Genomic DNA, 22299 nt, shown 5'->3' on the forward strand with positions numbered 1-22299 from the left:
TGCCGGACCTTCTGGCACTCAAAGGAGGCACTGCCCGACGGCGCTACCGATTCTTGCGTGTCAGGCGCTGCTATCAGAAGAGCGTGGGCTGGCCGGGAGCCGTTTGGACCGGGCCGCCCTGTGCCCGATTAATCCGGGGCCCCGGGCCCCTGGCGTTGTGGTGGCTGAAACCCTGCGTCCCGGCAAAACCGTGCACGGACTTGAAGTGGTTGACCCTGCCGCTGAGCCAGTTGCTGTACTCCTTGGAAACATAGGAGCCTTGGCCGTAGAGGCGCCGGTAGCGTCCGACAAGTTCCGGGTGGTTGGCCGCGAGCCACTTCATGAACCATTCCCGTGTGCCGGGCTTCAGGTACAGGGCGCCGGCGGTCACGCCCGTGGCGCCCGCCGCCGCGAGGGATCCGCACAGGGCATCCAGTGCTTCGTCCGTATCCGTCAGCCACGGCAGGACGGGCATTGCCATGACGCCGCAGGCCAGGCCGGCGTCCCGGAGGCGGCCGATGAGCTTCAGCCGTACCCGCGGTGACGGCGTACCGGGCTCGATGAGGCTTGCGAGGTGTTCGTCCGTCATGGCCAGGGAGATGCCGAGGTCCACGCGGACCTGCGTGGCGGCGTGCTTCAGCAGGGGAATGTCTCGGGCCAGCAGGGTCCCCTTGGTGAGGATGGAGAAGGGCGTGCCGGAATCTGCGAGGGCCCGGATGATGCCGGGCATCAGTTCGTACCGGCCCTCGGCGCGTTGATAGGGGTCGGTGTTGGTGCCGAGGGCTACCTGGTGGTGTGCCCACGACGGCTTGGCAAGTTCCCTGGCCAGGACCTCGGCTGCGTTGATCTTCACGACCACCTGGGAGTCGAAGTCCTGGCCGGCGTCGAACTCCAGGTAGGTGTGGCTCTGGCGGGCGAAACAGTAGACGCAGGCGTGGCTGCAGCCGCGGTAGGGATTGACGGTCCATTCGAAGGGCATCCGGGAACCGGCAGCCACCTTGTTGAGCACTGACTTTGCGGTGACCTCATGAAAGGTGACTCCGGAGAATTCGGGGGTCGAGACGGACCGGACCAACCCGGCGAGCGGCAGCAGGGCATCGGGGAATGGGGCGGCCCCGGAAGGACCGCCAACGGAGCCGTATTCCGATGCTGGAACAGCGGGGTCGGAGAGTGCTTGTGCGTCCCATCTCATGACGACCATTCGAATGTATGTTCGAGTTATTGTCAAGGCCTTCGAAAGCGGGCGCAGGCGTTGCTAGGGTGGGGTCCATGATTCTGCTGTCCGGGTTCGAGCCCTTCGGCGGCGACGCCGCCAACCCGTCCTGGGTGGCCGCTACACTGGCCCGCGACATCCTGCGTGCCGAGGGGCATGACGTGGAGGCACTCGAACTTCCCTGCGTCTTCGGCGAAGCGGCCACCGCGCTCCTCGAGGCCGTTGACCGCCTGAATCCGGCCCTCGTCGTCAGCCTCGGCCTGGCGGGCGGCCGGGACCGCATCTCGCTGGAACGCGTCGCCATCAACTGCGACGACGCGAGGATCCCGGACAACGCCGGCCGGCGCCCCGTTGACGAGGAAGTTGTTCCCGGCGGGCCCGCTGCCTACTTCAGCACGCTGCCCATAAAGGCCGCCCTGCGGGGCCTGCAAATAGCCGGGATCAGGGCCGAAGTGTCACAGACGGCCGGGACCTACGTTTGCAACCACGTCTTCTACGCACTCATGCACGCACTGGCCTTGCGGCCGCAGACTCGCGGCGGCTTTGTCCATGTTCCCTACGATGGTTCGGGATTGCCCCTCGGCCGTGCCGTTCCGGCCATGCCAGCCGGGACCATGGCCGAGGGCATCGCCGTCGTCGTCCGCACGGCTTTGGTGACGGACACGGATCTCACGCTGTCAGCCGGAGCCATCCACTAGCCAGGCTGCTGGGTGGGCAAAGGCTCAAGCAGCTCCCACTCCACCGTCACGCTGGCCGAGACCGAGGATTCGCCGCCCTCGATGGCCACGCTTTCGGCAGCGGAGGCGCGCACCATGCCACCGAGGGGGACCGGGCCGTGGCCGGCCGGGGGCTGGCTGATGGACAGAACGCTTCCCAGACGCGCGGAGGCCCTGGACGCATACTGCCCGGCACGCTCCGCAGCGTCCTGCCATGCGGCGTCCTGCGCCAGTGCGGTCACTGCGGCGGCATCGGTGAACCCCTGCTCGATGCCGCTGATGCGGATGCCATCCCCTCCTGCCGCGACGGCGGCGGCTATGGCGGCCGGCGCAGACTCGGGTACCCGGAGACGGACAACCAGGGTGGTTGAGGCGACGTAGCCGGTCACCTTCTGGCCCTGGCCCTCGACCCAGACGAGGTCCGCGCGAAGATTGAGGCCGCTCGTCCGCAGATCGCGGTCCGCCACACCGTTCCGGCGAAGTGCATCAACAGCGGCGGCGGCCGTGCTTCCGGCGTCCTGGTACGCCTGGGCGGCCGTGTCGCGGCGCGTCTCCACACCGAGGGACAGGGTGACAAGGTCAGGGGCTGCTTCGGCAGTGCCGGTGCCGGTCACTGTGATGGTACGTGTCATGCCTATGCCTCGTTTCGCTTTTCGGAGGGGAGGTCCGGGAGCCGGCCTCCAGGGCCAATGTAGCCGCCCGCAGCCAGTCCTGCCTGGCGTTCGAAGAAATTGCGTGATGCCGGGTTGCCGCTGCGCAGCAGCGACCAGCCGGCACAGAGCGCGTACAACAGCAGGAACGGCAACCCCAGGCAGTATGCATATTGCGTGCAGTGCCGTTCCTCGTGGCCCAGCAGGACGGGGTCGTTGCCCGCGGCTCCGGGCGGGGCCCTGAACAGCACCACGTTGCCCATGGTGAACGCCCCTGCGTGGGGCAGGCCCCAGCCATAGCCGGCCGCGATGATGAGGCCCCTCGGCCCGCGGCACAGCGTGGAGCCCGAGGTCCAGGCAATGAGCAGGCCCAAGGGAGTGGTCAAGTCCAGCATGTTGACGATCTGCCGGAGACGCTGCCCCCTTTTCATGAGGCCATGGTAGCCCCGGGGCCTCCCTGGCACGGTGCCGGTGCCGGGGATAGTCTGATCCGAGGACCACTGGGGCGGGCCTGGTGCCTGATCGTTCGGGGGGAAGATGAACGCGAAACGGGCCATCGGCATGGTTTGCGTGATGATCGCAGCAGTGCTTGCTTTGAGCGGCTGTTTCAAGATCAACATGGACATCAAGGTCAACAGCGAAAAGAGCGTCGACTACGACGTCGTCTACGCCATCCAGAAGGCCGTCCTGGGAGACAAGTCCTTCGACGAATTCATGCAGTCCAACGGAAGCTCCAGCGAAGAAATGGGCGTTCCCGAGGGCGCCACGGTTGTGGACTACGAAGACGACGAGTACAAAGGCAAAAGGATCACCGCGAAAGGCCTGGAACCAGCCAAGATTTCAGCCGCTTCGGACGCCGATTCCCCGTTCGAGCTCAGGAGGGACGGTGATTTCTACATCCTGACCATGGGCGGCGTCACCGGAGCGGACAGCAGCGACCCCGCGACGGCAGGGATGGCGAAGTCGATTTTCGACGAGGCCACGGTCAAGATCAGCTTCCCGGGCACGGTCGTGGAAGCCCAGGGCGCCAAGATTGACGGAAACACGGCCACGTTCGACATGCTTGCCATGACCGAAGGCACCGTCCAGGTGAAGGCCGAGTCCAATGCAGGCTTTGCCTTCCCGATGTGGCTGCTGTGGGTGCTCATCGTCGTCCTGGAGGTTGCCGCCGCACTTATCCTGCTCTTCGTCCTGCTGCGCAGAAAGCAGGCAGCCCAGCCCGCCGCCGCGCTCGCAGGCGCCGGAATGCAGCCCGGGTACCCGCAGTCCGGCCATGATGTCCAGCCGCCAGCGCCCGACGCCGGTCACGGCGGCCAAGTACCGCCGGTTCCGCCCATGCCGGACCGCCCGCCCGCTTAGGCGGGATCCGCCGTCGTGCGCTTGCGGTGCCAATGGTGCCGTCACAGGTTAAATCGCAGCGGAACCGTTCAACTAGACTGAGGGGTAATGCCCGCCGGAATCCCCGGCGAGCATTGCCCTTTCGTTTTGAAGGCCTTTATTGGGCCATTCCCGACTCGTAGCTAAGAACAGTAGATGACTGACACTTTGCCAGGCGCTGCCATCCCGAATCCGCTGGATGAGGCCGCCATCACCGCAGCCGTTGAGGATGCCGTTGCCGCGATTGCCGCGGCTTCCTCCCTCGAAGAACTCAAGGCCGTCCGCCTCGCCCACACGGGCGAGAAGTCGCCGCTGAGCCTTGCCAACCGCGAAATCGGCGGGCTGGCCAAGGAACACAAGGCTGCGGCCGGCAAGATCATGGGGTCCTCCCGCGGCCGCGTGAACCAGGCGCTGGCCGCCCGGACCAGCGTGCTCGAGGCCGAAAACGATGCACGGATCCTGGTCGAGGAAACGGTTGACGTCACGGCCGCACCGCGGCGTCGCCGTGCCGGTGCCCGCCACCCGCTGTCCACGCTGCAGGACCGTGTTGCGGACATCTTCGTCGGCATGGGTTGGGAAATCGCCGAGGGGCCCGAGGTCGAATCCGAGTGGTTCAACTTCGATGCCCTGAACTTCAAGCCGGACCACCCGGCCCGCGAAATGCAGGACACCTTCTTCGTGGAGCCCCCCGAGGCACACCTGCTCATGCGCACGCACACCTCCCCGGTGCAGGTCCGTTCCATGCTGGAACGCGAAGTGCCCATCTACGTGCTGTGCCCCGGCAAGGTGTTCCGCACCGATGAACTCGATGCCACCCATACGCCGGTGTTCCACCAGTTCGAGGGCCTGGCCATCGACAAGAACCTGAGCATGGCAGACCTGCGCGGCACGCTGGAGCACTTCGCCCGGCTGATGTTCGGCGACGAGGCCTCGATCCGGCTGCGCCCGAACTACTTCCCCTTTACCGAGCCTTCCGCGGAACTGGACATCTGGCACCCCGGCGCCAAGGGCGGTCCGCGCTGGATCGAGTGGGGCGGCTGCGGCATGGTCAACCCCAATGTCCTGCGGGCAGCCGGCATCGACCCGGATATCTACTCAGGTTTTGCCTTCGGGATGGGCATTGAGCGCACGCTCATGTTCCGCAACGAGGTCGGCGACATGCGCGACATGATCGAAGGCGATGTACGTTTCAGCGAGCACTTCGGGATGGAGATCTAACAGTGCGTATCCCACTTTCCTGGCTGCGTGAATTCGCGCAGGTTCCGGCCGATGCAACGGCCGAAGACGTCATGGCGGAGCTCGTCAAGGTCGGTTTTGAAGAAGAAGCAGTTCACCGCCCCACGGACGCCCTCAAGGGTCCGATCGTGGTGGGCCAGGTCCTGAGCCTGGTCAAGGAACCGCAGTCCAACGGCAAGACCATCAACTGGTGCCAGGTCCGCGTTGTCCCCGAAGGGCAGGAACAGACCCTCACAGGGAAGGGCATCGACCCCTCCGGCGTGCAGGGCATCATCTGCGGTGCCCACAACTTCGTGGAAGGCGACAAGGTGGTTGTCACGCTGCCCGGTGCCGTGCTGCCCGGCGACTTCCACATCTCGGCCCGGAAGACCTACGGGCACCTGTCCGCCGGCATGATCGCCTCCGTACGTGAACTCGGCATCGGCGAAGACCACGACGGCATCCTGGTGCTCTCGCGGATCGGACTGGATCCGGAGATCGGCTCCGACGCCATGGAACTGCTTGGCCTCTACGACGAGGCTGCCGAAATCAACGTCACCCCGGACCGCGGCTACGCCTTCTCGATCCGTGGCGCGGCCCGCGAGTACGCCCACGCCACCGGCACGGCCTTCACGGATCCGGCCTCCAAGGTGCAGGCGCCCGCGGAACTGTCCGGCGGGTACGGCGTCAAGCTCAACGACGATGCCCCGATCTACGGCAAGCCCGGTTGTGACCGCTTCGTGGCCCGCACGGTCCGCGGTGTGGACGCCACCCGCCCCACCCCGCCGTGGATGTCCTCGCGGCTGCGCCTTGCCGGCGTCCGCTCGATCTCGCTGCCGGTGGACATCTCCAACTACGTCATGCTTGAGCTCGGCCAGCCGAACCACTGCTATGACCTGGACAAGCTCTCGGGCGACATCGTGGTCCGCCGTGCCGTGGCGGGGGAGAAGATCACCACCCTCGACGAGAAGGTGCGGACCCTCGACGTCGAGGACCTCCTGATCACCGACAGCTCCGGTGCGATCGGCATCGCCGGCGTCATGGGCGGTTCCACTTCTGAGGTGTCCGATTCGACCACGAACATCCTGGTGGAGGCTGCGCACTTCGACGAGGTCTCGATCGCGCGCGCGCGTCTCCGCCACAAGCTGCCCTCCGAGGCGTCCAAGCGCTTCGAGCGCGGTGTGGACTGGCAGCTCGCCGGCATTGCCGCGCAGCGGGTCGTGGACCTGCTCGTCGAGCTCGCCGGCGGCACCGCCGACGAGGCAGGCACCGACGTCGGGACCGCTCCCGACGCCGTTACGATCGAGCTGCCCGCCGGTTACGCCGCTTCCCGGATCGGCATCGACTTCACCGAGGAGCAGATCACCGGCTGCCTCGAGGACCTGGGTGGCGCCGTCGAGAAGACCGCATCCGGCTACCTCGTCACGGCTCCGAGCTGGCGCCGTGACCTGGAAACAAAGGATGACCTCTCCGAGGAAATCGCGCGCCTGGTGGGCTACGAGAACATCCCGGCTACTCTGCCCGTGGCGCCTCCGGGCCGCGGCTTGAGCCGTGCGCAGCAGCAGAAGCGCCGCCTGGTGCAGGCTTTGGCCGACGCCGGGCTGACCGAGGTCCTGGCCTACCCGTTCGTTTCCAGGGCGGCCAACGACACCTTCGGCGTGGCCGAGGAGGGGGCTGCACGGCCTGCCCTGAAGCTGGCCAACCCGATCAGTGAGGAACACGGCTACCTGCGCACGTCCCTGCTGCCCGGCCTGATCGAAGTGGCCCGGCGCAACCACTCCCGCGGTTTCCGCGACCTGGCCATCTACGAAGCCGGCCTGGTCTTCCTCCCGGGCGAGAAGCTGGGCACGGAGTCGATCCCGCCGCTGGGCGTCAAGCCTGCCGATGAGGTTCTTGACGGACTGTACGACGGCGTCCCGGCCCAGCCATTGCACCTCGCCGCCGTGCTGACCGGCCATGATTCACCGGCCGCCGCCAGCCACAAGCCGCGGCTTTGGGACTGGGCCGACGCCCTGGATCTTGCCCGGCTCATGGGCGATGTCCTTGGCGTGGAGCTCGTGGCCAGCCAAGGCAGCCACCAGGCCTTCCACCCCGGCCGCGCCGCCCAGCTGGCGCTGCGCTCCGGCGAAGTGGTCGGCTACGCCGGCGAACTGCACCCGAAGCTGCTGGCCGCCCACGACATGCCGGCCCGCTCGGTGGCCCTCGAGATCAACGCGGACGCGCTCTTCGAAGCCGCCGCGGACGTCATCGTGGCCAAGCACATCTCGGGCTTCCCCGTGGCAACCCAGGACGTCGCCCTCGTGGTGCCCCAGGATGTCCCGGCGGACGCCGTGCTTGAGGCCCTGCGCGAAGGTGCCGGCGAACTCCTCGAAGACGTCGCCTTGTTCGATGTCTACGTGGGAACCGGCATCGAGGACGGCAAGAAGTCTCTCGCCTTCGGCCTGCGCTTCCGTGCCGCGGACCGCACCCTGACGGCCGACGAAGCATCGGAGGCCCGCGAGGCCGCCGTCGCCGTCGCCGCAGAGCGCTTCGGGGCAGTCCAGCGCTGACGAACCACAACGGTCCCGTGCAGGGGCTGGCGCTTCGGCTCCAGCCCCTGCCCGTCCAGCACACCGCTGCGACCGCAGCAGGATCAGCCGCCATGCGCCGCATGGCGGCTGATTTGCTGTCTCCGGCGGAACTCTCGCGCGCTCGGGTCATGAACGCGGGCGCCGCTGCGGCATTCCTGGCCGGGCGGCTTGCCCAGCTGGACTTCGCGGGCAGCCTCCTGGGCGTCCCGCCGTCGTCGCTGGTTGCCTCTTACTCCTGCCCGCAGTGCGGCGAGGGGCCGGGGATCGCCCACGGGCGGCCAGGCTACCTGCTCGACGGCGGCCCCGCACCGCTGCTGCTCAGCGCCTCCCGAGCGGCCGGCTGGGTGCTGCTCGCCGCCGTCGTGCATCCTGACCCGGGCATGCGGCTGGGCGTCGACCTTGAGGACACCGCAAAGACCGGGTTCGAAGGCTTCGACGGCGTCGCGCTGACAGCGGGGGAGAAGGACTTCCTGGGTAACTCCCGGGAACCGGAGCGCGCGTTCCAGCGCACCAGGCTTTGGGCACGCAAGGAAGCCTGGCTCAAGATGACAGGAGACGGGCTCCGGACAGACCCGTCCGGCCTGGATGTCTTGGACCGGCCCGGACTCACGGACCTTGATCTGGCAGGCCTTGACCTTGCAGCCGTGGACGTTGCAAGCCCCGGGCCGTCCCTGCACATCGCGGGTAGGCCGCCGTCCGGACTCGTGGCCGCGCTGGCGCTGGGTTGATCCGGCGCCGGGCTGACCGGGTTTAGGCGGGCAGAGCCGGCAGGGCCGGCAAGGCGAACTCGTACAGCCACGGAGCCAGGACCGCGGCGGCGTCGAGTCCCGGCACAGCGGCGTCAGCCGCGGCGATGAACTCCTCGGTGGACACCGAACCGTGCCGGTTCTCCGTGGTCCACTGCTGCAGGAAGGCAAAAAACGCGGCGTCACCGGCGGCAGAACGGACGGCATGCACGGCCAGGGCGCCGCGCTTGTAGACCCGATCATCGAACATCAGATCCGGTCCCGGGTCCCCGACCTTCAGATCCTGCGGCGAGGCATTGAGTTTCTTCCAGGCCGCCCGGGCACGGTCGGCCACGGGCATGGTGCCCGATTCTTCCGACCACAGCCACTCGGCGTAGCAGGCGAAGCCTTCGTGCAGCCAGATGTCCTTCCAGCTGCTCACCGTGAGCGAATTTCCGAACCATTGGTGCGACAGTTCGTGCGCGATCAGCCGCTGGGCCTCCCATTCGTCGCGCATGTGGTTCCGGCCGAAAATGGACAGCGTCTGTGCCTCGAGCGGGATCTCCAGCTCGTCTTCGGTCACTACGACCGTGTACTCGGTGAAGGGGTAGGGCCCGAAGCATTCTTCGAAGGTGCGCATCATGTCCGGCTGGCGGCGCAGACCCTTGCGCGCCGCCCCTTCAAGCCCCCTGGACACCGCCGCGAACTGGCGGACCCTGTGGTGCGGGTTCTCGGGGTTCAGCGCCACCAGCTCGTAGCGGCCGATCTGCACGGTGGCCAAGTACGTGGACATGGGCTCGGCGTGTTCGTAGGTCCAGGTCTCGCGGCTGGACTTGCGTGTCCGGGAGACGAGGCTGCCATTGCACACCGCCCGGTAGTTGTCGTCGGTGGTCACCGCGATCCGGAAGCTCGACTTGTGCCGAGGGTGGTCGTTGCACGGGAACCAGGACGCGGCGCCGTTCGGCTGCCCGGCCACCAGCACGCCGTCGTTGAGTTCTTCCCAGCCGACATCGCCCCACAGGCCCCTCCGAGGCTGCGGGTTGCCCTCGTAGCGCACCTCCAGGGTGAATGCGTGGCCGGGCTCCATCATCGAGGGAAGTGCCACCACCAGGTGCCCGACGCGCTGGCTGAACTTCTGGATCTTCGTGCCATCCAGCTGGACCTTGGACGCCTTCAGTCCCACGAGGTCGAGAATCAGCTGCGAGGTGGACTTCAAGGCGACGCAGCGCAGCACGGCCCGGCCGATCAGCTTGTTGCTGCCCAGCCGGCAGTCCAGCTCCAGTTCGTAGCGGTCCACGCGGTAGGCGGTGCTGCCGTGGTCGAGCGTATAGGGGTCTGCAGCATGGGCAGCGGTCGGGTAGGAAACCGTGGGTGTGGCGGCGGTCCCGGTGCTGGATTCGTCCCTCGGTGTCATGAAGTTCAATCTACTTGGCTCCGGCCGCTGCTGTGGCCGGACCCTCCCATGGGCTCACGGGATTTCCCATCCAGTACGTCCCTGCCGGTACGGTTTCGCCGCGCATGACCAGCGACGCCGGACCAACGGTGCCGCCCGCACCGATGCTGGCGGCGGGGAGGATGACCCCCTGCGGCCCCATCGTGGCGCCGTTGCCCAGCGTCACGGTGTCGATGCTCATGATGCGGTCGTGGAAGAGGTGGGTCTGGACGACGCAGCCCCGGTTGACGGTGGAGTTTTCCCCGAGCGTGACGAGGTCGGCCTCGGGCAGCCAGTAGCTTTCGCACCAGGTGCCGCGCCCGATTTTGGCTCCGAGGCCCCGCAGCCACCAGACCATCGCGGGGGTTCCTGCCGCCGAACGGGCAAACCAGGGGGCGCTGACCATTTCAATGAAGGTGTCCACTACCTCGTTGCGCCAGATGAATGAGCTCCACAGCGGATGTTCCCCGGCCCGGATGGTCCCCACCAGGAGCCACTTCGCCGCAACGGAACTGAGCGCCGCTACCGTTCCGGCGGCCAGCATCACAGCGCCGCACAGCAGCGCCGCCACCCAGTACGCGGAAGCGCCGGCGATCCAGTCGAGGGCCAGCATGACGCCCACCGCGATGCCTGCCGTCAGGACGACGGGCAGCAGACGGCACAGTTCCCAGAGGGCGCGGGCCACTTTAAGCCGCAGGGACGGCTGAAAGGTGAGGCTCTGGTCGGCGTCGACGGCGGTGCGGCGCAGCCTGACGGGCGGGCTGCCCAGCCAGGACGTGCCGGACTTGGCCTTGGCCGGCGTGGCCGACAGCACGGCCACGAGGGAGTTCTTGGGCACGTTGCGCCCGGCGGCCGTCATGCCGGAGTTGCCCAGGAAGGAGCGTTTGCCGATCTTGGCGGGGGCGATCTTCATCCAGCCGCCACCGAGTTCATAGGAGGCCACCATGGTGTCATCAGCCAGGAACGCGCCGTCGCCGATGGTCGTCATGCGGGGGAGCAACAGCACCGTGGAGGCCTCCACATTGCGGCCCACCTTGGCGCCGAGCAGCCGCAGCCACACAGGGGTGAACAAGCTGGCGTAGATGGGGAAGAGCAGGTCCCGGGCCAGGTCAAGGAGGCGCTCCGTAGCCCAGACCTGCCAGCCGATGCGGCTGCGGACCCGGTAATGGCCCTCCTTCAGGCCCAGTCCCAGCAGCCGGGCCACGGCCAGGATGAGCAGCATGTTGCCGAAGAACCAGGCAAGCGCGGCCAACGGCAGGGCGGGAAGGAACTGCGGCAGGGCGTTCTGGAGCGATTCGCGGCCCTGGATGAACGCGAGCACCACCAAGGCTCCGGCAAAGGCGGACACATAGGGGATGAGGGCCAGGAGCCCGGACGCTGCTGCGAACATGCCAAACCAGAGGCGGTTCACCAGTGCGCGGCTGGCGGGCTGTTCGGGCCAGTCGTGCTTGGCCTTGCCGCGGCGTTCGGCGGGGGAGCCAGCCACAAAGTGCCCGGCCTTGACCTTGCCGAGCACGGCGGAGCCGGCCTCGACGTGGGCGCCGGCGCCGATGCTTGCGCCCGGCATCAGGGTGCTCCGGGCGCCGACGACGGCCCCGGCCCCGACATGGATCCGGCCGATGTGCACGAGGTCGCCGTCGACCCACCAGCCGGATAGGTCGACCTCCGGCTCAACGCTGGAGCCGCTGCCGAGCGAGAGGAATCCGGTGACCGGGGGCAGGGAATGCAGGTGAACGTCCCGGCCGATCCTAGCCCCCAGGGCCCGGGCATAGTAGGGCACGAAGGGGGCACTGGCCAGGCCGATGGCGCCGGAGAGGTCCTGGATCTGCTCGGCGAGCCAGAGCCTCAAGTGCACTTTGCCGGACCGCGGATACGTTCCGGGCAGGACGCGGCGCAGGAGCAGGCGGGCTGCCGCGACGGAGATGGCCATGCGGCCCAGGGGACTGACGAACACCAGCCAGGAGGCGCCGATCCACCACCAGGAAACGGCCGGGGCAGCGGAGAAGCCGGCAAAGTCGGCCAGCAGGCGGTTGGCCGCCATCAGGTAGGTGAGCCAGCGCATTCCCACCAGGATGTGCAGCGGGACCCCCATGAGGATCTGGAAGAGCTGGGATTTCACGGCGGTCGGACGCACGGTGCGTTCTGCCGCAGGGCCGGGGATCCCGCCGTCGGGCAGCGACTGCCGGGCCGTGTCCACGAGGGCTCCCACGCGCGGGGTCGCGTAGATGTCCGCCACCGTCACCGTGGGGTAGCGCACGCGCAGCGCCGAGACGAGCTGCGCCGCGGCCAGGGATCCGCCGCCATAGGCGAAGAAGTCGGCGTCGAGGGAAGTGACCGGGCTGCCGAGCACGGCTTCCCACTGCTCCACGATCCAGCGGGCGTCGTCGGGCAGGTTGAGCGGGGCCTCGCCGGTCGCAGCGGCAGCGGCGCCGGCCAAGGGCCACGGCAGGGCATGGCGGTCCACCTTGCCGCTGGTCTTGGTGGGCAGGGATTCCACCACAGTGAGCAGCGGGATGAGCGCCGCGGGCAGGCTCCCGGCCAGGAGTTCGCGCGCGGCGGCCAGGTCAAGTGCGGCACCGTCTGCCGGGGCGAGGTAGCCCACCAGGATCTGGTTGCCCGCCGCCGTGGTCTGCACGGCTGCCGCGGCGCCGGCGACGCCGGGCAGGGCCTGGAGCGCGGCGTCGACCTCGCCAAGTTCGATCCGGCGCCCGCCCAGCTTGACCTGCTCGTCGGCACGGCCCATGAACACCAGCCCGGCGCTCTCGTACCGCACCAGGTCGCCCGAGCGGTAGGCCCGCTCCCAGCCCAGGGATTCCATGGGGGCGTACTTTTCGGCGTCCTTGGCGGGGTCCAGATAGCGGGCCAGCCCGACGCCGCCGATGATCAGCTCGCCGGTCTCACCCTCGGCGACCGGAACGCCGTCGGAATCGACGACGGCGAGATCCCAGCCGTCCAGCGGCAGCCCGATCCGCACGGGGCCGGGTCCGCCAAGCGGCGCCGCACAGGCGACCACAGTGGCCTCGGTAGGACCGTAGGTGTTCCAGACTTCCCGGCCCTCGACGGCGAGCCGCTCGGCGAGCTCGGGAGGGCAGGCTTCGCCGCCGAAGATGAGCAGGCGGACGTTGTCCAGGGCTTCGGCTGGCCACAGGGCCGCCAGCGTGGGCACGGTGGAGACCACGGTGATGCCGTGGTTGATGAGCCAGGGCCCCAGGTCCATGCCGGTCCGGACCAGGGCGCGGGGTGCGGGAACCAGACACGCGCCGTGGCGCCAGGCCAGCCACATCTCTTCGCAGGAGGCGTCGAACGCGACGGACAGTCCGGCCAGGACACGGTCCTGCGGTCCCATTGGCTCGGCCTGCAGGAACAGCCGCGCCTCCGCGTCAACGAAGGCGGCAGCCGAGCGGTGCCGCACCGCGACGCCTTTCGGCGTTCCGGTGGATCCGGAGGTGAAGATGATCCAGGAATCGTCGTCCAGGCCCGGCTTCCGAAGTTCCACGAGGGGTCCGCGGTGTTCGCCGGCGATGTCGAGGCGGAGCCCGGCCCGGATGATGGCGGCAACCTGGGCTTCCCCGAAGACCAAGCGGGCCCGCTCCTCGGGGTCGTCCGCGTCAACAGGGACGTAGGCGGCGCCGGCCATGAGGATGCCCAGGATGGCGATGTAGAGCTCGTTGGTGCCAGACGGGATGCGCACGCCGATTTTGTCGCCGCTCCCCAGGCCTGCTGCGTGGAGCGTCCGAGCGAACCTGCGCACTGCGAGCAGCAGTTCCACGTAGCTCAGGGACTTGTGGCCGTCGTCGAGCGCGGAGGCTTCGGGGAACGCGCCTGCGGTCTCCTCGAGGATCCCGATCAGGGTTCGTTCGGCCGGTGCTGCTGCGGCACCCGGCAGTTGGGGCAGATGCATGGTCCGTACATCCGATCGATCCGCCTGGTCCCGTTGTTCCTTGCTCACGTCGTCAGCATGGCCGTTCAAGGTGAACAAAAGGTGTCCCGCGTTCACCCGGGTTCATGTTGTGTTCGTCTGCGCGTCCACTTGACGACATCCGGCGTTGGGCTTCACGTCGTGAGGCCCAACGCCGGATGGGCATTGCATTGGAGTGGACCCGCCGTGAATCAATCAGGGCAGCAGGAGGACCTTGCCGGTGGTGCGCCGGCCCTCAAGGTCGCGGTGGGTCTGGGCTGCCTCGGCCAGGGGGTATGTGGCGCCGACCCGAACCTTGAGTGTGCCGTTGGCGGCGGCGTCGAAGATTTCCGTCGAGCGCCAGCGCCGTTCCTGGGCGTTCTGCAGGAAGTGCGCCATGGTGGGGCGGGTGATGGACAGCGAGCCGCCGGAATTGAGCCGCTGCGGGTCGAAGGGAGGCACAGGCCCGGAGGCGGCCCCGAACAGGACCAGCGAGCCGCGGATGCGCAGGCTCTTCAGCGAGTCGTCAAAGGTGTCCTTGCCGACGCCGTCGTAGACCACGTGGACGCCCTGGCCGTCGGTGAGTTCGCGGACCTTGTCGGCGAAGCCGCCATAGCGCAGTACTTCATCCGCCCCGGCTTCGCGGGCCAGGGCTTCCTTTTCGTCCGAGGAGACGGTGGTGATGACGCGTGCCCCGCGGGCCTTCAGGAGCTGGATCAGGAGCAGTCCCACACCGCCGGCGCCGGCGTGGGTGAGCACAGTGTGGCCGGGCTCCACGCGGAACGAGGAATTCATCAGGTAGTGCGCAGTGATGCCCTGCAGCGGCAGTGCGGCCGCTGTGTGGTCGTCGACGCCGTCGGGCACCGGGAGTGCCTTGTCGGCGTCCACCAGCGTGTACCCGGCATAGCAGTTGTCGCCTTCGGCGGTGGCGACGCGGTCGCCGACGTGGAAGTCCAGCACGCCGTCGCCGATGGCCTCGACGGTGCCTGCCGCCTCGGAGCCGGGGACGAAGGGGTAGCCGACTGTGTAGATGCCGCCGCGCTTGTAGGTGTCGATGAAGTTGACGCCGACGGCGGCCACCTTGAGCAGCAGCTGGCCGGGGCCGGGGGCCGGGATCTCCGTCTCGGTGAGTTCGAGGACTTCAGGTCCTCCGGACTGCCAGGCAACGATGGCGTGCATCATGGGGTCTCCTTCTCCGGGACGGTCTTTCCGGAGCCCGGGTCACCCACCATCCTAGGGAGCACGCCGCCTGTGTTGTCCAACCAGGAGTCAGCGGCGCCCGTGCGTGGAGGCCACAGGGCAGTCGAATCCGCGGCCCGCGGAGAGCCCCACCTCGTTGAGGTACCGGACCACGATGCCGTAGGACTGCATCAGCGTGGTTTCCGTGTAGGGGATCGAGTGGGTGGCGCAGAACTCGCGCACAATGCCGGCGGCGCGGTGCAGTTGCGGGCGGGCCATGTCCGGGAAGAGGTGGTGCTCCACCTGCCGGTTCAGGCCGCCCAGCAGGAAGTCCATGAAGCGTCCGCCGGAGATGTTGCGGGACGTGAGGACCTGGCGGCTGAGGAAGTCAACGCGGCTGTCGGCGGGCAGTACCGGCATGCCCTTGTGGTTGGGGGCAAACGAGGCGCCCATGTAGAAGCCGTACACCGTGATCTGCACACCGAGGAAGGCGAAGGCCATGCCGATCGGAAGAAAGGTGAAAGCGAGTACCGGCAAGGCTGCGAGCCTGGCCAGCAGGATGGGCGTTTCCACCCAGCGGTGGCGCACCTTTTCACGGCCCAAGACAAAGCGGAGGGAGTCGAACTGGAGGCTGATGCCCAGCAACGCGAGCAGCGGGAAGAAGAACCAGCCCTGCCTCCGGGTCAGGAACGCCAGCCGTCCATGCCGGGCGGCAGCGGCCTCGGTGTGGAACACCAGGGCGTTGTTCCGGATGTCCGGGTCCTTGTTGATGACGTTGGGGTGGTTGTGGTGGGCGCCGTGCTTCTGTTCCCACCAGGAGTAGCTGATGCCGGCGATCCCGGTGGCCAGGAGCCTCGCGGACCAGTCGTTGGCACGGCGGGATGCGAAGATCTGCTTGTGCCCGGCCTCATGGGCCAGGAAGCTGAGCTGCGTGCAGAAAATGCCCACCGCGGCCGCGATGAGCAACTGGTACCAGGAGTCACCCAGCATGGCGAAGCCGAGCCAGGTTCCGGCCATGAGCAGCATGAGGGCGACGAAGACCCAGATGTAGAAGCCGCTGCGGCGCTCCAGGAGCCCTTCCGAACGGACCTTCTTGAGCAGTTCGGAATAGCTGTGGACAACCGGGTTTGGCTGAATGGCGCGGATTCTCGGGCGCTCAGCGGTGGAAGTGGGTGCCATATATGGTTGTGCCCCGTATCGCTAACGGGCAACGCTGCAGCCGACGTTCGGACTGCACGGTCTGGATCACCCTTTACCAAGCATACGTCGCCGATCGAAATGGCATGACCAACTCGGAGCAAGCGATCGCCAGGCGCGAGGCATGCATAAATATCGGCAACTATGAATACTTTTGCTGTATAGTCTTGCCATGACTATTTCTGTTGCCGTCTCCGGTGCCAGCGGCTACGCCGGAGGAGAGGTGCTGCGCCTGCTGGCAGGCCACCCTGACGTCACCATCGGAGCGATCACAGCGCACAGCAACGCCGGTTCCAGACTAGGGGAGTTGCAGCCGCATCTCCATGGTTTGGCCGGCCGAATTCTTGAAGACACCACCGTGGAAAACCTCGCCGGGCACGACGTCGTGTTCCTGGCCCTGCCGCACGGGGCTTCCGCGGAGATTGCCGCGCAACTGCCGGAAGGCACGGTAGTGATCGACGCCGGCGCGGACCACCGCCTCCAGGACCCCACGGCGTGGGAGAAGTTCTATGGCTCCCCGCACGCCGGCACCTGGCCCTACGGCCTGCCCGAACTCCCCGGCCAGCGCAAAGCCCTCAAGGGCGCCACGCGCATTGCCGTGCCCGGCTGCTACCCGACGTCGGCCCTGCTCGCCTTGACGCCCGGGTTCGCCGGCCAGCTCCTCCAGCCCGACGACGTCGTGATCGTCTCCGCGTCAGGCACCTCCGGTGCCGGCAAAGCGGCGAAGGTGAACCTCATCGGCTCCGAAGTCATGGGATCCATGAGCCCCTACGGCGTGGGCGGCGGCCACCGCCACACCCCCGAGATCGAGCAGGGCCTCTCCCGCGCGGCCGGGGAACAGGTGACCGTGTCCTTCACCCCCACCCTGGCCCCCATGAGTCGTGGCATCTTGAGCACGGCGACGGCCAAGGTCAAGCCCGGCATCACCGCCGCGGAGCTGCGCCAGGCCTGGGCCGATGCCTACGAGGAGGAGCCGTTCGTGCACCTGCTCCCCGAAGGCCAGTGGCCCACCACCAAGTCGGTGCAGGGTTCCAACCATGCCGTCATGCAGCTGGCCTTCGACGAGCACAGCGGCCGCGTGATCGTCACGTGCGCGATTGACAACCTGACCAAGGGAACCGCCGGCGGCGCCGTGCAGTCCATGAACATCGCCCTCGGCCTGGCGGAAACCGCCGGCCTGAACCTGCAAGGAGTTGCTCCGTGACCATTACCGCACCCAAGGGATTCCGCGCCGCGGGCGTCAAGGCCGGCATCAAGGTCTCCGGCAACCCGGACCTCGCCCTCGTGGTCAACGACGGCCCGCTCACGTCCGCCGCCGCTGTCTTCACCTCCAACCGGGTTGCCGCTGCCCCCGTGCACTGGTCCCGCCAGGTGGTCACCGACGGCCGGGCCGACGCCGTCGTCCTGAACTCGGGCGGCGCCAATGCCTGCACCGGCCCGGAAGGCTTCCAGAACACGCACGCAACCGCCGAAAAAGTGGCTGCCGTCCTGGGCATCTCCGCCTCCGACGTCGTGGTCTGCTCCACCGGCCTCATCGGTGAGCAGCTGCCCATGGACAAGCTGATCCCCGGCATCGACGCCGCCTTCGCCGAGCTCTCCGAAGATGGCGGTTCGGCAGCGGCCACCGCCATCATGACCACCGACAGCGTCTCCAAGGAAGCAGTCTTCACCGGCACCGACGCCGAAGGCAACGAATTCACCGTGGGCGGCATCGCCAAGGGTGCCGGCATGCTGGCCCCCGGCCTGGCCACCATGCTGGTGGTCCTCACCACGGACGCCCAGGCCAGCCCGGATCTGCTCGACGTCGTCCTCAGGGACGCCACGCGCGTCACCTTCGACCGCGCCGACTCGGACGGCTGCATGTCCACCAACGACACCGTGGTGCTCCTGGCCTCCGGTGCCAGCGAAGCCGTCCCATCCGCCGAGCTCCTGGGCGCCGGCGTCACGCAGGTGTGCGCTGAACTGGCCCGCAAGCTGATCGGCGACGCCGAGGGCGCCAGCCACGACATCGCCATCCGCACGTTCAACGCGGCCAGCGAACGCGACGCCGAGGTGGTCAGCCGCTCCGTGGCCCGCTCCAACCTCTTCAAGACCGCCATCTTCGGCAAGGACCCCAACTGGGGCCGAGTGCTCGCCTCCGTGGGCACCACGGACGCCGTGTTCGAGCCTGACCAGCTGAACGTGTCCATGAACGGCATCCAGATCTGCCGCAACGGCAGCATCGGCGACGACCGCAAGCTGGTGGACCTTGAGCCCCGCGAGGTGCTCGTGGAAATCGACCTGCAGGCCGGCGACGCCGAGGCCACCATCTGGACCAACGACCTCACGCACGAATACGTGCATGAGAACAGCGCCTACTCGAGCTAAGCGAGGATGACCATGAACGCGCGCACGCGGGAAACCACGTCCATGAGCGATGCCCAAAGCAAGGCCGGCACGCTGATCGAGGCACTGCCCTGGATCCAGCGCTTCGCCGGGACCACCATGGTGATCAAGTACGGCGGCAACGCCATGGTCAACGAGGAACTGCGCCGCGCCTTCGCCGAGGACATCGTCTTCCTGCACCACGTGGGCATCCACCCCGTGGTGGTTCATGGCGGCGGCCCGCAGATTAACTCCATGCTCAGCCGGCTCGGCATCGAGTCCGAGTTCAAGGGCGGCCTGCGCGTCACCACGCCCGAGGCCATGGACGTTGTCCGCATGGTTCTTACTGGCCAGGTGGGCCGCGAACTCGTGGGCCTCATCAACTCGCACGGACCCTATGCCGTGGGTATGTCCGGTGAAGACGGCGGCCTCCTGCGCGCCGTCCGCACCGGCACTGTGGTGGACGGTGAGGAAGTGGACCTCGGCCTGGTGGGCGAGGTGGTGGGCGTGGATCCCACGGGCATCGAGGACATCCTCGACGCCGGCCGCATCCCCGTGATCTCCACGGTCGCCCCGGAAATCATCGACGACGGCGAGGGCGAGGAAGGCGCGAAGCGTTTCCAGACCACGGGCCAGGTGCTCAATGTCAACGCCGATACTGCAGCGGCCGCTGTTGCGTCTGCGCTGGGGGCGTCCAAGCTCGTCATCCTGACCGACGTCGAGGGCCTGTACGCCAACTGGCCGGACAAGTCCTCGCTCATTTCATCCCTGACGGCCTCCGAACTGCGCGAGATGCTGCCGCGGCTCGAGTCCGGCATGATCCCGAAAATGGCCGCCTGCCTGAAGGCCATCGACGAGGGCGTGGAACGCGCCCACATCGTGGACGGCCGGCTGCCGCACTCGATGCTCCTGGAAACCTTCACAGCCGCGGGCATTGGAACCCAGGTTGTCCCCGACGAGGAAGTGAACGCATGACCGCCAACGAAGCAGAACTGGTCGAAACCCCGGCAGACGCAATAACAGGCCACAGCACCGGAGCCGACTGGCTGGCGCGCTACTCCTCCTCCCTCATGGGCGTCTTCGGCACCCCGCAGCGGGTCCTGGTCCGCGGCGCCGGCTCCCTCGTGTGGGATGCCGACGGCAAGGAGTACCTGGACCTCCTGGGCGGGATCGCCGTGAACGCCCTGGGCCACGCCCACCCCTTCGTCACCTCGGTGATCTCCAGCCAGCTGGCCACCCTGGGCCACGTCTCCAACTTCTTCACGAGCCCCACCCAGATCGCCCTGGCCGAGAAGCTCCTGGCCATCACCAAGGCCCCCGCCGGGTCCAAGGTCTTCTTCGCGAACTCCGGCACGGAGGCCAACGAGGCCGCGTTCAAGCTCGCCCGGCGCAACGGCGGTGGACCCGCAGGGTCAGAATCAGTCAAGCGCACCAAGATCATCGCCCTCGAAGGCGCCTTCCACGGCCGCACCATGGGCGCCCTGGCGCTGACAGCCAAGGAGGCGTACCGCGCGCCGTTCGAACCGCTGCCCGGCGGCGTGGTCCACATCCCGTTCGGCGATGTCGAGGCTTTACGTGCCGCCGTCGACGACACCACGGCGGCCGTCTTCCTCGAGCCGATCCAGGGCGAAGCGGGCGTGCGGCCGCTCAGTGCCGAATACCTGCAGGCGGCCCGCGAGGCCACCACGCAGGCCGGTGCGCTGCTGATCCTCGACGAGGTCCAGACCGGCATCGGCCGGACCGGCAAGTGGCTCGCCAGCGAGGACGCGGGCATCGTGCCCGACGCCGTGACCCTCGCCAAGGGACTGGGCGGCGGCTTCCCGGTAGGCGCCATCATCACCTTCGGCGAAGCGACGTCGGCCCTGCTCACCGCGGGACAGCACGGAACCACCTTCGGCGGGAACCCGGTGGCCACGGCCGCTGCCCTCGCCACCCTGCATGCCATCGAAAGCCAGGGCGTCCTGGCGAACGTCCTCGCCGTCGGCGCGCACCTCCGGGACGGCCTGGCCGCCGTCGACGCCGTCACGGAAGTCCGCGGTGAGGGCCTCCTGATCGGTTTCGACCTCGACGCCGACGTCGCCCCGGCCATGGTGACGGCCGCGCTGGACGCCGGCTTCATCATCAACAGCCCGGGGCCGCGCACCATCCGCCTGGCTCCGCCGCTCATCCTGACCACCGAACAGGCCGACCGCTTCCTGGCCGCCCTGCCCGAGATCATCAAGACAGCCAAGGACGCACAGTGAACACTGCCACCCGTCACTTCCTTAAGGACACGGACCTGAGCCCTGCCGAGCAGGCCGAGGTCCTCGAACTCGCCGTCCGCATGAAGGCCGCGCCGTACAGCGCCCAGCCCTTCGCCGGCGAGGGCAACGGCCGCAAGACCGTGGCTGTCATTTTCGACAAGACCTCCACCCGCACCCGGGTCTCCTTCGCCGCGGGCGTGGCGGACATGGGCGGCAACGCGCTCATTATCAATCCGGGCGAAGCACAGATCGGCCACAAGGAGTCCGTCGAGGACACCGCCAAGGTCCTCGAACGCATGGTCTCCACCATCGTGTGGCGCACGGGCGCCCACTCGGGCCTCGTGGCCATGGCTGAAAACTCCAAGGTGCCCGTCATCAACGCCCTGTGCGATGACTACCACCCCTGCCAGCTGCTGGCCGACCTGCTGGCGGTCAAGGAACACAAGGGCGAGCTCAAGGGCCTCACCATGGCCTACTTGGGCGACGCCGCCAACAACATGGCCAACTCCTACCTGCTCGCCGGGGTCACCGCGGGCATGCACGTGCGCATCGCCGGCCCCGAAGGCTACCTGCCCGCTGCGGACATCGTCGCCGCGGCCGAGGAGCGCGCCGCCGAGACCGGTGGCTCCGTGCTGATCACCAGCGACGCCGGCAAGGCACTCGAGGGTGCCGACGTCGTCGCGACCGACACCTGGGTGTCCATGGGCCAGGAAGCCGAAAAGGAAGCCCGGCTGCAGCTGTTCCGTGACTACTCCGTGGACGAGGCCGCCATGGCCCAGGCTGCACCGGACGCCGTCGTGCTCCACTGCCTGCCTGCCTACCGCGGCTACGAGATTTCCGCCGGTGTCATCGACGGCCCGCAGTCGATCGTCTGGGACGAGGCCGAAAACCGCCTCCACGCCCAGAAGGCACTCATGGCCTGGCTGATGCACCAGTCCGGGCTCGCCGTCGTCGAGGGCCTCGCGCCGGTGGCGGGGCGCGCCTAAGTGTCCACCCACCCGCCGTCGCAGGGCGCAAGCCCGGCCACCAAGACCGCCCGCCAGGCGCGCATCACCGCGATCCTGACGGGGGAGTCCGTGCGTTCGCAGGCAGAGCTTGCGGCCTTGCTGGCGGACGACGGCGTCCAGGTCACCCAGGCGACCCTGTCCCGGGACCTGGTCGAACTGGGCGCTGTGCGCGTGCGCGGCAAGGACGGGGCGCTCGTGTACGCGGTCCCCGGCGAAGGCGGCGAACGCGCGGCCAAGAGCGGGGTCACCCAGGAAATCCTGGATGCCCGGCTCAGCCGGCTGTGCGGCGAACTCCTGGTCACCGCGGAGGCCTCCGGCAACATCGTGGTGCTCCGGACGCCGCCCGGGGCGGCCAATTTCCTGGCCCTGGCCATCGACCACTCGGTGATGCCGTCCGTATTGGGTACGATCGCAGGCGACGACACCTTGCTTTTGGTCGCGCGCGATCCCGACGGCGGGGCCGCCCTGGCCGCCCGGTTCCTCCAGCTGGCCCAGGAAGCCGGACCGGGCAACTGAGCCCGGCCTTCCGGCCTT

Annotated in this window: 18 protein-coding genes; 11 read left to right on the forward strand and 7 right to left on the reverse strand. The window is 68.0% G+C overall.

Annotation, left to right across the window (positions count from 1 at the left end; all coding sequences use genetic code 11):
- Positions 1–73: 73 nt before the first annotated feature.
- Positions 74–1171: an Rv2578c family radical SAM protein gene (locus J1902_RS05585; protein ID WP_207615260.1), complete on the reverse strand. Its 1098-nt coding sequence runs from the start codon at positions 1169–1171 to the stop codon at positions 74–76.
- A gap of 77 nt (positions 1172–1248) precedes the next feature.
- Between J1902_RS05585 and pcp the strand changes: the two genes are divergently transcribed.
- Positions 1249–1890 carry a pyroglutamyl-peptidase I gene (pcp, locus tag J1902_RS05590; protein WP_207615261.1) on the forward strand — a complete coding sequence of 214 codons (642 nt, stop codon included), beginning with the start codon at positions 1249–1251 and terminating at the stop codon, positions 1888–1890.
- Here pcp and J1902_RS05595 read toward each other — a convergent pair.
- Both J1902_RS05595 and J1902_RS05600 read right to left on the reverse strand, forming a co-directional pair.
- Positions 1887–2540, reverse strand: coding sequence for an SIMPL domain-containing protein (locus J1902_RS05595; protein ID WP_207615262.1), 654 nt, complete (start codon positions 2538–2540; stop codon positions 1887–1889). The two genes, pcp and J1902_RS05595, sit on opposite strands and share 4 nt — an antisense overlap.
- Positions 2541–2542: 2 nt before the next feature.
- A complete protein-coding gene (locus J1902_RS05600) occupies positions 2543–2989 on the reverse strand; it encodes a hypothetical protein (RefSeq protein WP_207615263.1) in 447 nt (148 codons plus the stop codon).
- 142 nt (positions 2990–3131) lie between these two features.
- Between J1902_RS05600 and J1902_RS05605 the strand changes: the two genes are divergently transcribed.
- From J1902_RS05605 to J1902_RS05620, 4 genes are all read left to right on the forward strand, one after another.
- Positions 3132–3917, forward strand: a complete 786-nt coding sequence (locus tag J1902_RS05605) for an LppM family (lipo)protein (RefSeq protein WP_207615264.1) — start codon at positions 3132–3134, stop codon at positions 3915–3917.
- Between the two features lie 174 nt (positions 3918–4091).
- A complete protein-coding gene (gene pheS / locus J1902_RS05610; RefSeq protein WP_207615265.1) occupies positions 4092–5153 on the forward strand; it encodes a phenylalanine--tRNA ligase subunit alpha in 1062 nt (353 codons plus the stop codon).
- A 2-nt stretch (positions 5154–5155) separates the two neighbouring features.
- Complete coding sequence (gene pheT / locus J1902_RS05615) at positions 5156–7699, forward strand: phenylalanine--tRNA ligase subunit beta (protein ID WP_207615266.1); 2544 nt, start codon at positions 5156–5158, stop codon at positions 7697–7699.
- Between the two features lie 17 nt (positions 7700–7716).
- Positions 7717–8448, forward strand: a complete 732-nt coding sequence (locus J1902_RS05620; protein ID WP_307794379.1) for a 4'-phosphopantetheinyl transferase family protein — start codon at positions 7717–7719, stop codon at positions 8446–8448.
- 22 nt (positions 8449–8470) lie between these two features.
- Here J1902_RS05620 and J1902_RS05625 read toward each other — a convergent pair whose 3' ends face one another.
- The 4 genes from J1902_RS05625 to J1902_RS05640 all read right to left on the reverse strand — a co-directional run bounded on the left by J1902_RS05625 (position 8471) and on the right by J1902_RS05640 (position 16133).
- Entirely contained in the window at positions 8471–9859 is a 1389-nt protein-coding gene (locus tag J1902_RS05625; protein WP_207615267.1) for a M1 family metallopeptidase, read from the reverse strand.
- Between the two features lie 10 nt (positions 9860–9869).
- Positions 9870–13778 carry a Pls/PosA family non-ribosomal peptide synthetase gene (locus J1902_RS05630; RefSeq protein WP_207615268.1) on the reverse strand — a complete coding sequence of 1303 codons (3909 nt, stop codon included), beginning with the start codon at positions 13776–13778 and terminating at the stop codon, positions 9870–9872.
- A 213-nt stretch (positions 13779–13991) separates the two neighbouring features.
- Positions 13992–14957: a quinone oxidoreductase family protein gene (locus tag J1902_RS05635; protein WP_207615269.1), complete on the reverse strand. Its 966-nt coding sequence runs from the start codon at positions 14955–14957 to the stop codon at positions 13992–13994.
- Between the two features lie 87 nt (positions 14958–15044).
- The gene (locus tag J1902_RS05640; RefSeq protein WP_207615270.1) at positions 15045–16133 is read right to left on the reverse strand and encodes a fatty acid desaturase family protein; all 1089 of its coding nucleotides are present in this window, start codon (positions 16131–16133) and stop codon (positions 15045–15047) included.
- 190 nt (positions 16134–16323) lie between these two features.
- On the opposite strand from J1902_RS05640, the gene argC reads away from it, so the two are divergent.
- The 6 genes from argC to J1902_RS05670 are packed head-to-tail and all read left to right on the forward strand — an operon-like array spanning position 16324 to position 22281.
- Positions 16324–17355, forward strand: coding sequence for an N-acetyl-gamma-glutamyl-phosphate reductase (gene argC, locus J1902_RS05645; protein WP_207615271.1), 1032 nt, complete (start codon positions 16324–16326; stop codon positions 17353–17355).
- Entirely contained in the window at positions 17352–18518 is a 1167-nt protein-coding gene (gene argJ, locus J1902_RS05650; protein ID WP_207615272.1) for a bifunctional glutamate N-acetyltransferase/amino-acid acetyltransferase ArgJ, read from the forward strand. Before argC ends, argJ begins: the two co-directional genes overlap by 4 nt.
- 12 nt (positions 18519–18530) lie before the next feature.
- Positions 18531–19490, forward strand: coding sequence for an acetylglutamate kinase (argB, locus tag J1902_RS05655; RefSeq protein WP_207615273.1), 960 nt, complete (start codon positions 18531–18533; stop codon positions 19488–19490).
- Positions 19487–20758 carry an acetylornithine transaminase gene (locus tag J1902_RS05660; RefSeq protein ID WP_207615274.1) on the forward strand — a complete coding sequence of 424 codons (1272 nt, stop codon included), beginning with the start codon at positions 19487–19489 and terminating at the stop codon, positions 20756–20758. Before argB ends, J1902_RS05660 begins: the two co-directional genes overlap by 4 nt.
- Positions 20755–21744, forward strand: coding sequence for an ornithine carbamoyltransferase (argF, locus tag J1902_RS05665; RefSeq protein ID WP_207615275.1), 990 nt, complete (start codon positions 20755–20757; stop codon positions 21742–21744). The genes J1902_RS05660 and argF overlap by 4 nt, the downstream gene beginning before the upstream one ends.
- Entirely contained in the window at positions 21745–22281 is a 537-nt protein-coding gene (locus tag J1902_RS05670; RefSeq protein WP_207615276.1) for an arginine repressor, read from the forward strand.
- Positions 22282–22299: the final 18 nt, after the last annotated feature.

Source organism: Arthrobacter cavernae, from assembly GCF_017368795.1.
Lineage (GTDB): Bacteria > Actinomycetota > Actinomycetes > Actinomycetales > Micrococcaceae > Arthrobacter > Arthrobacter cavernae.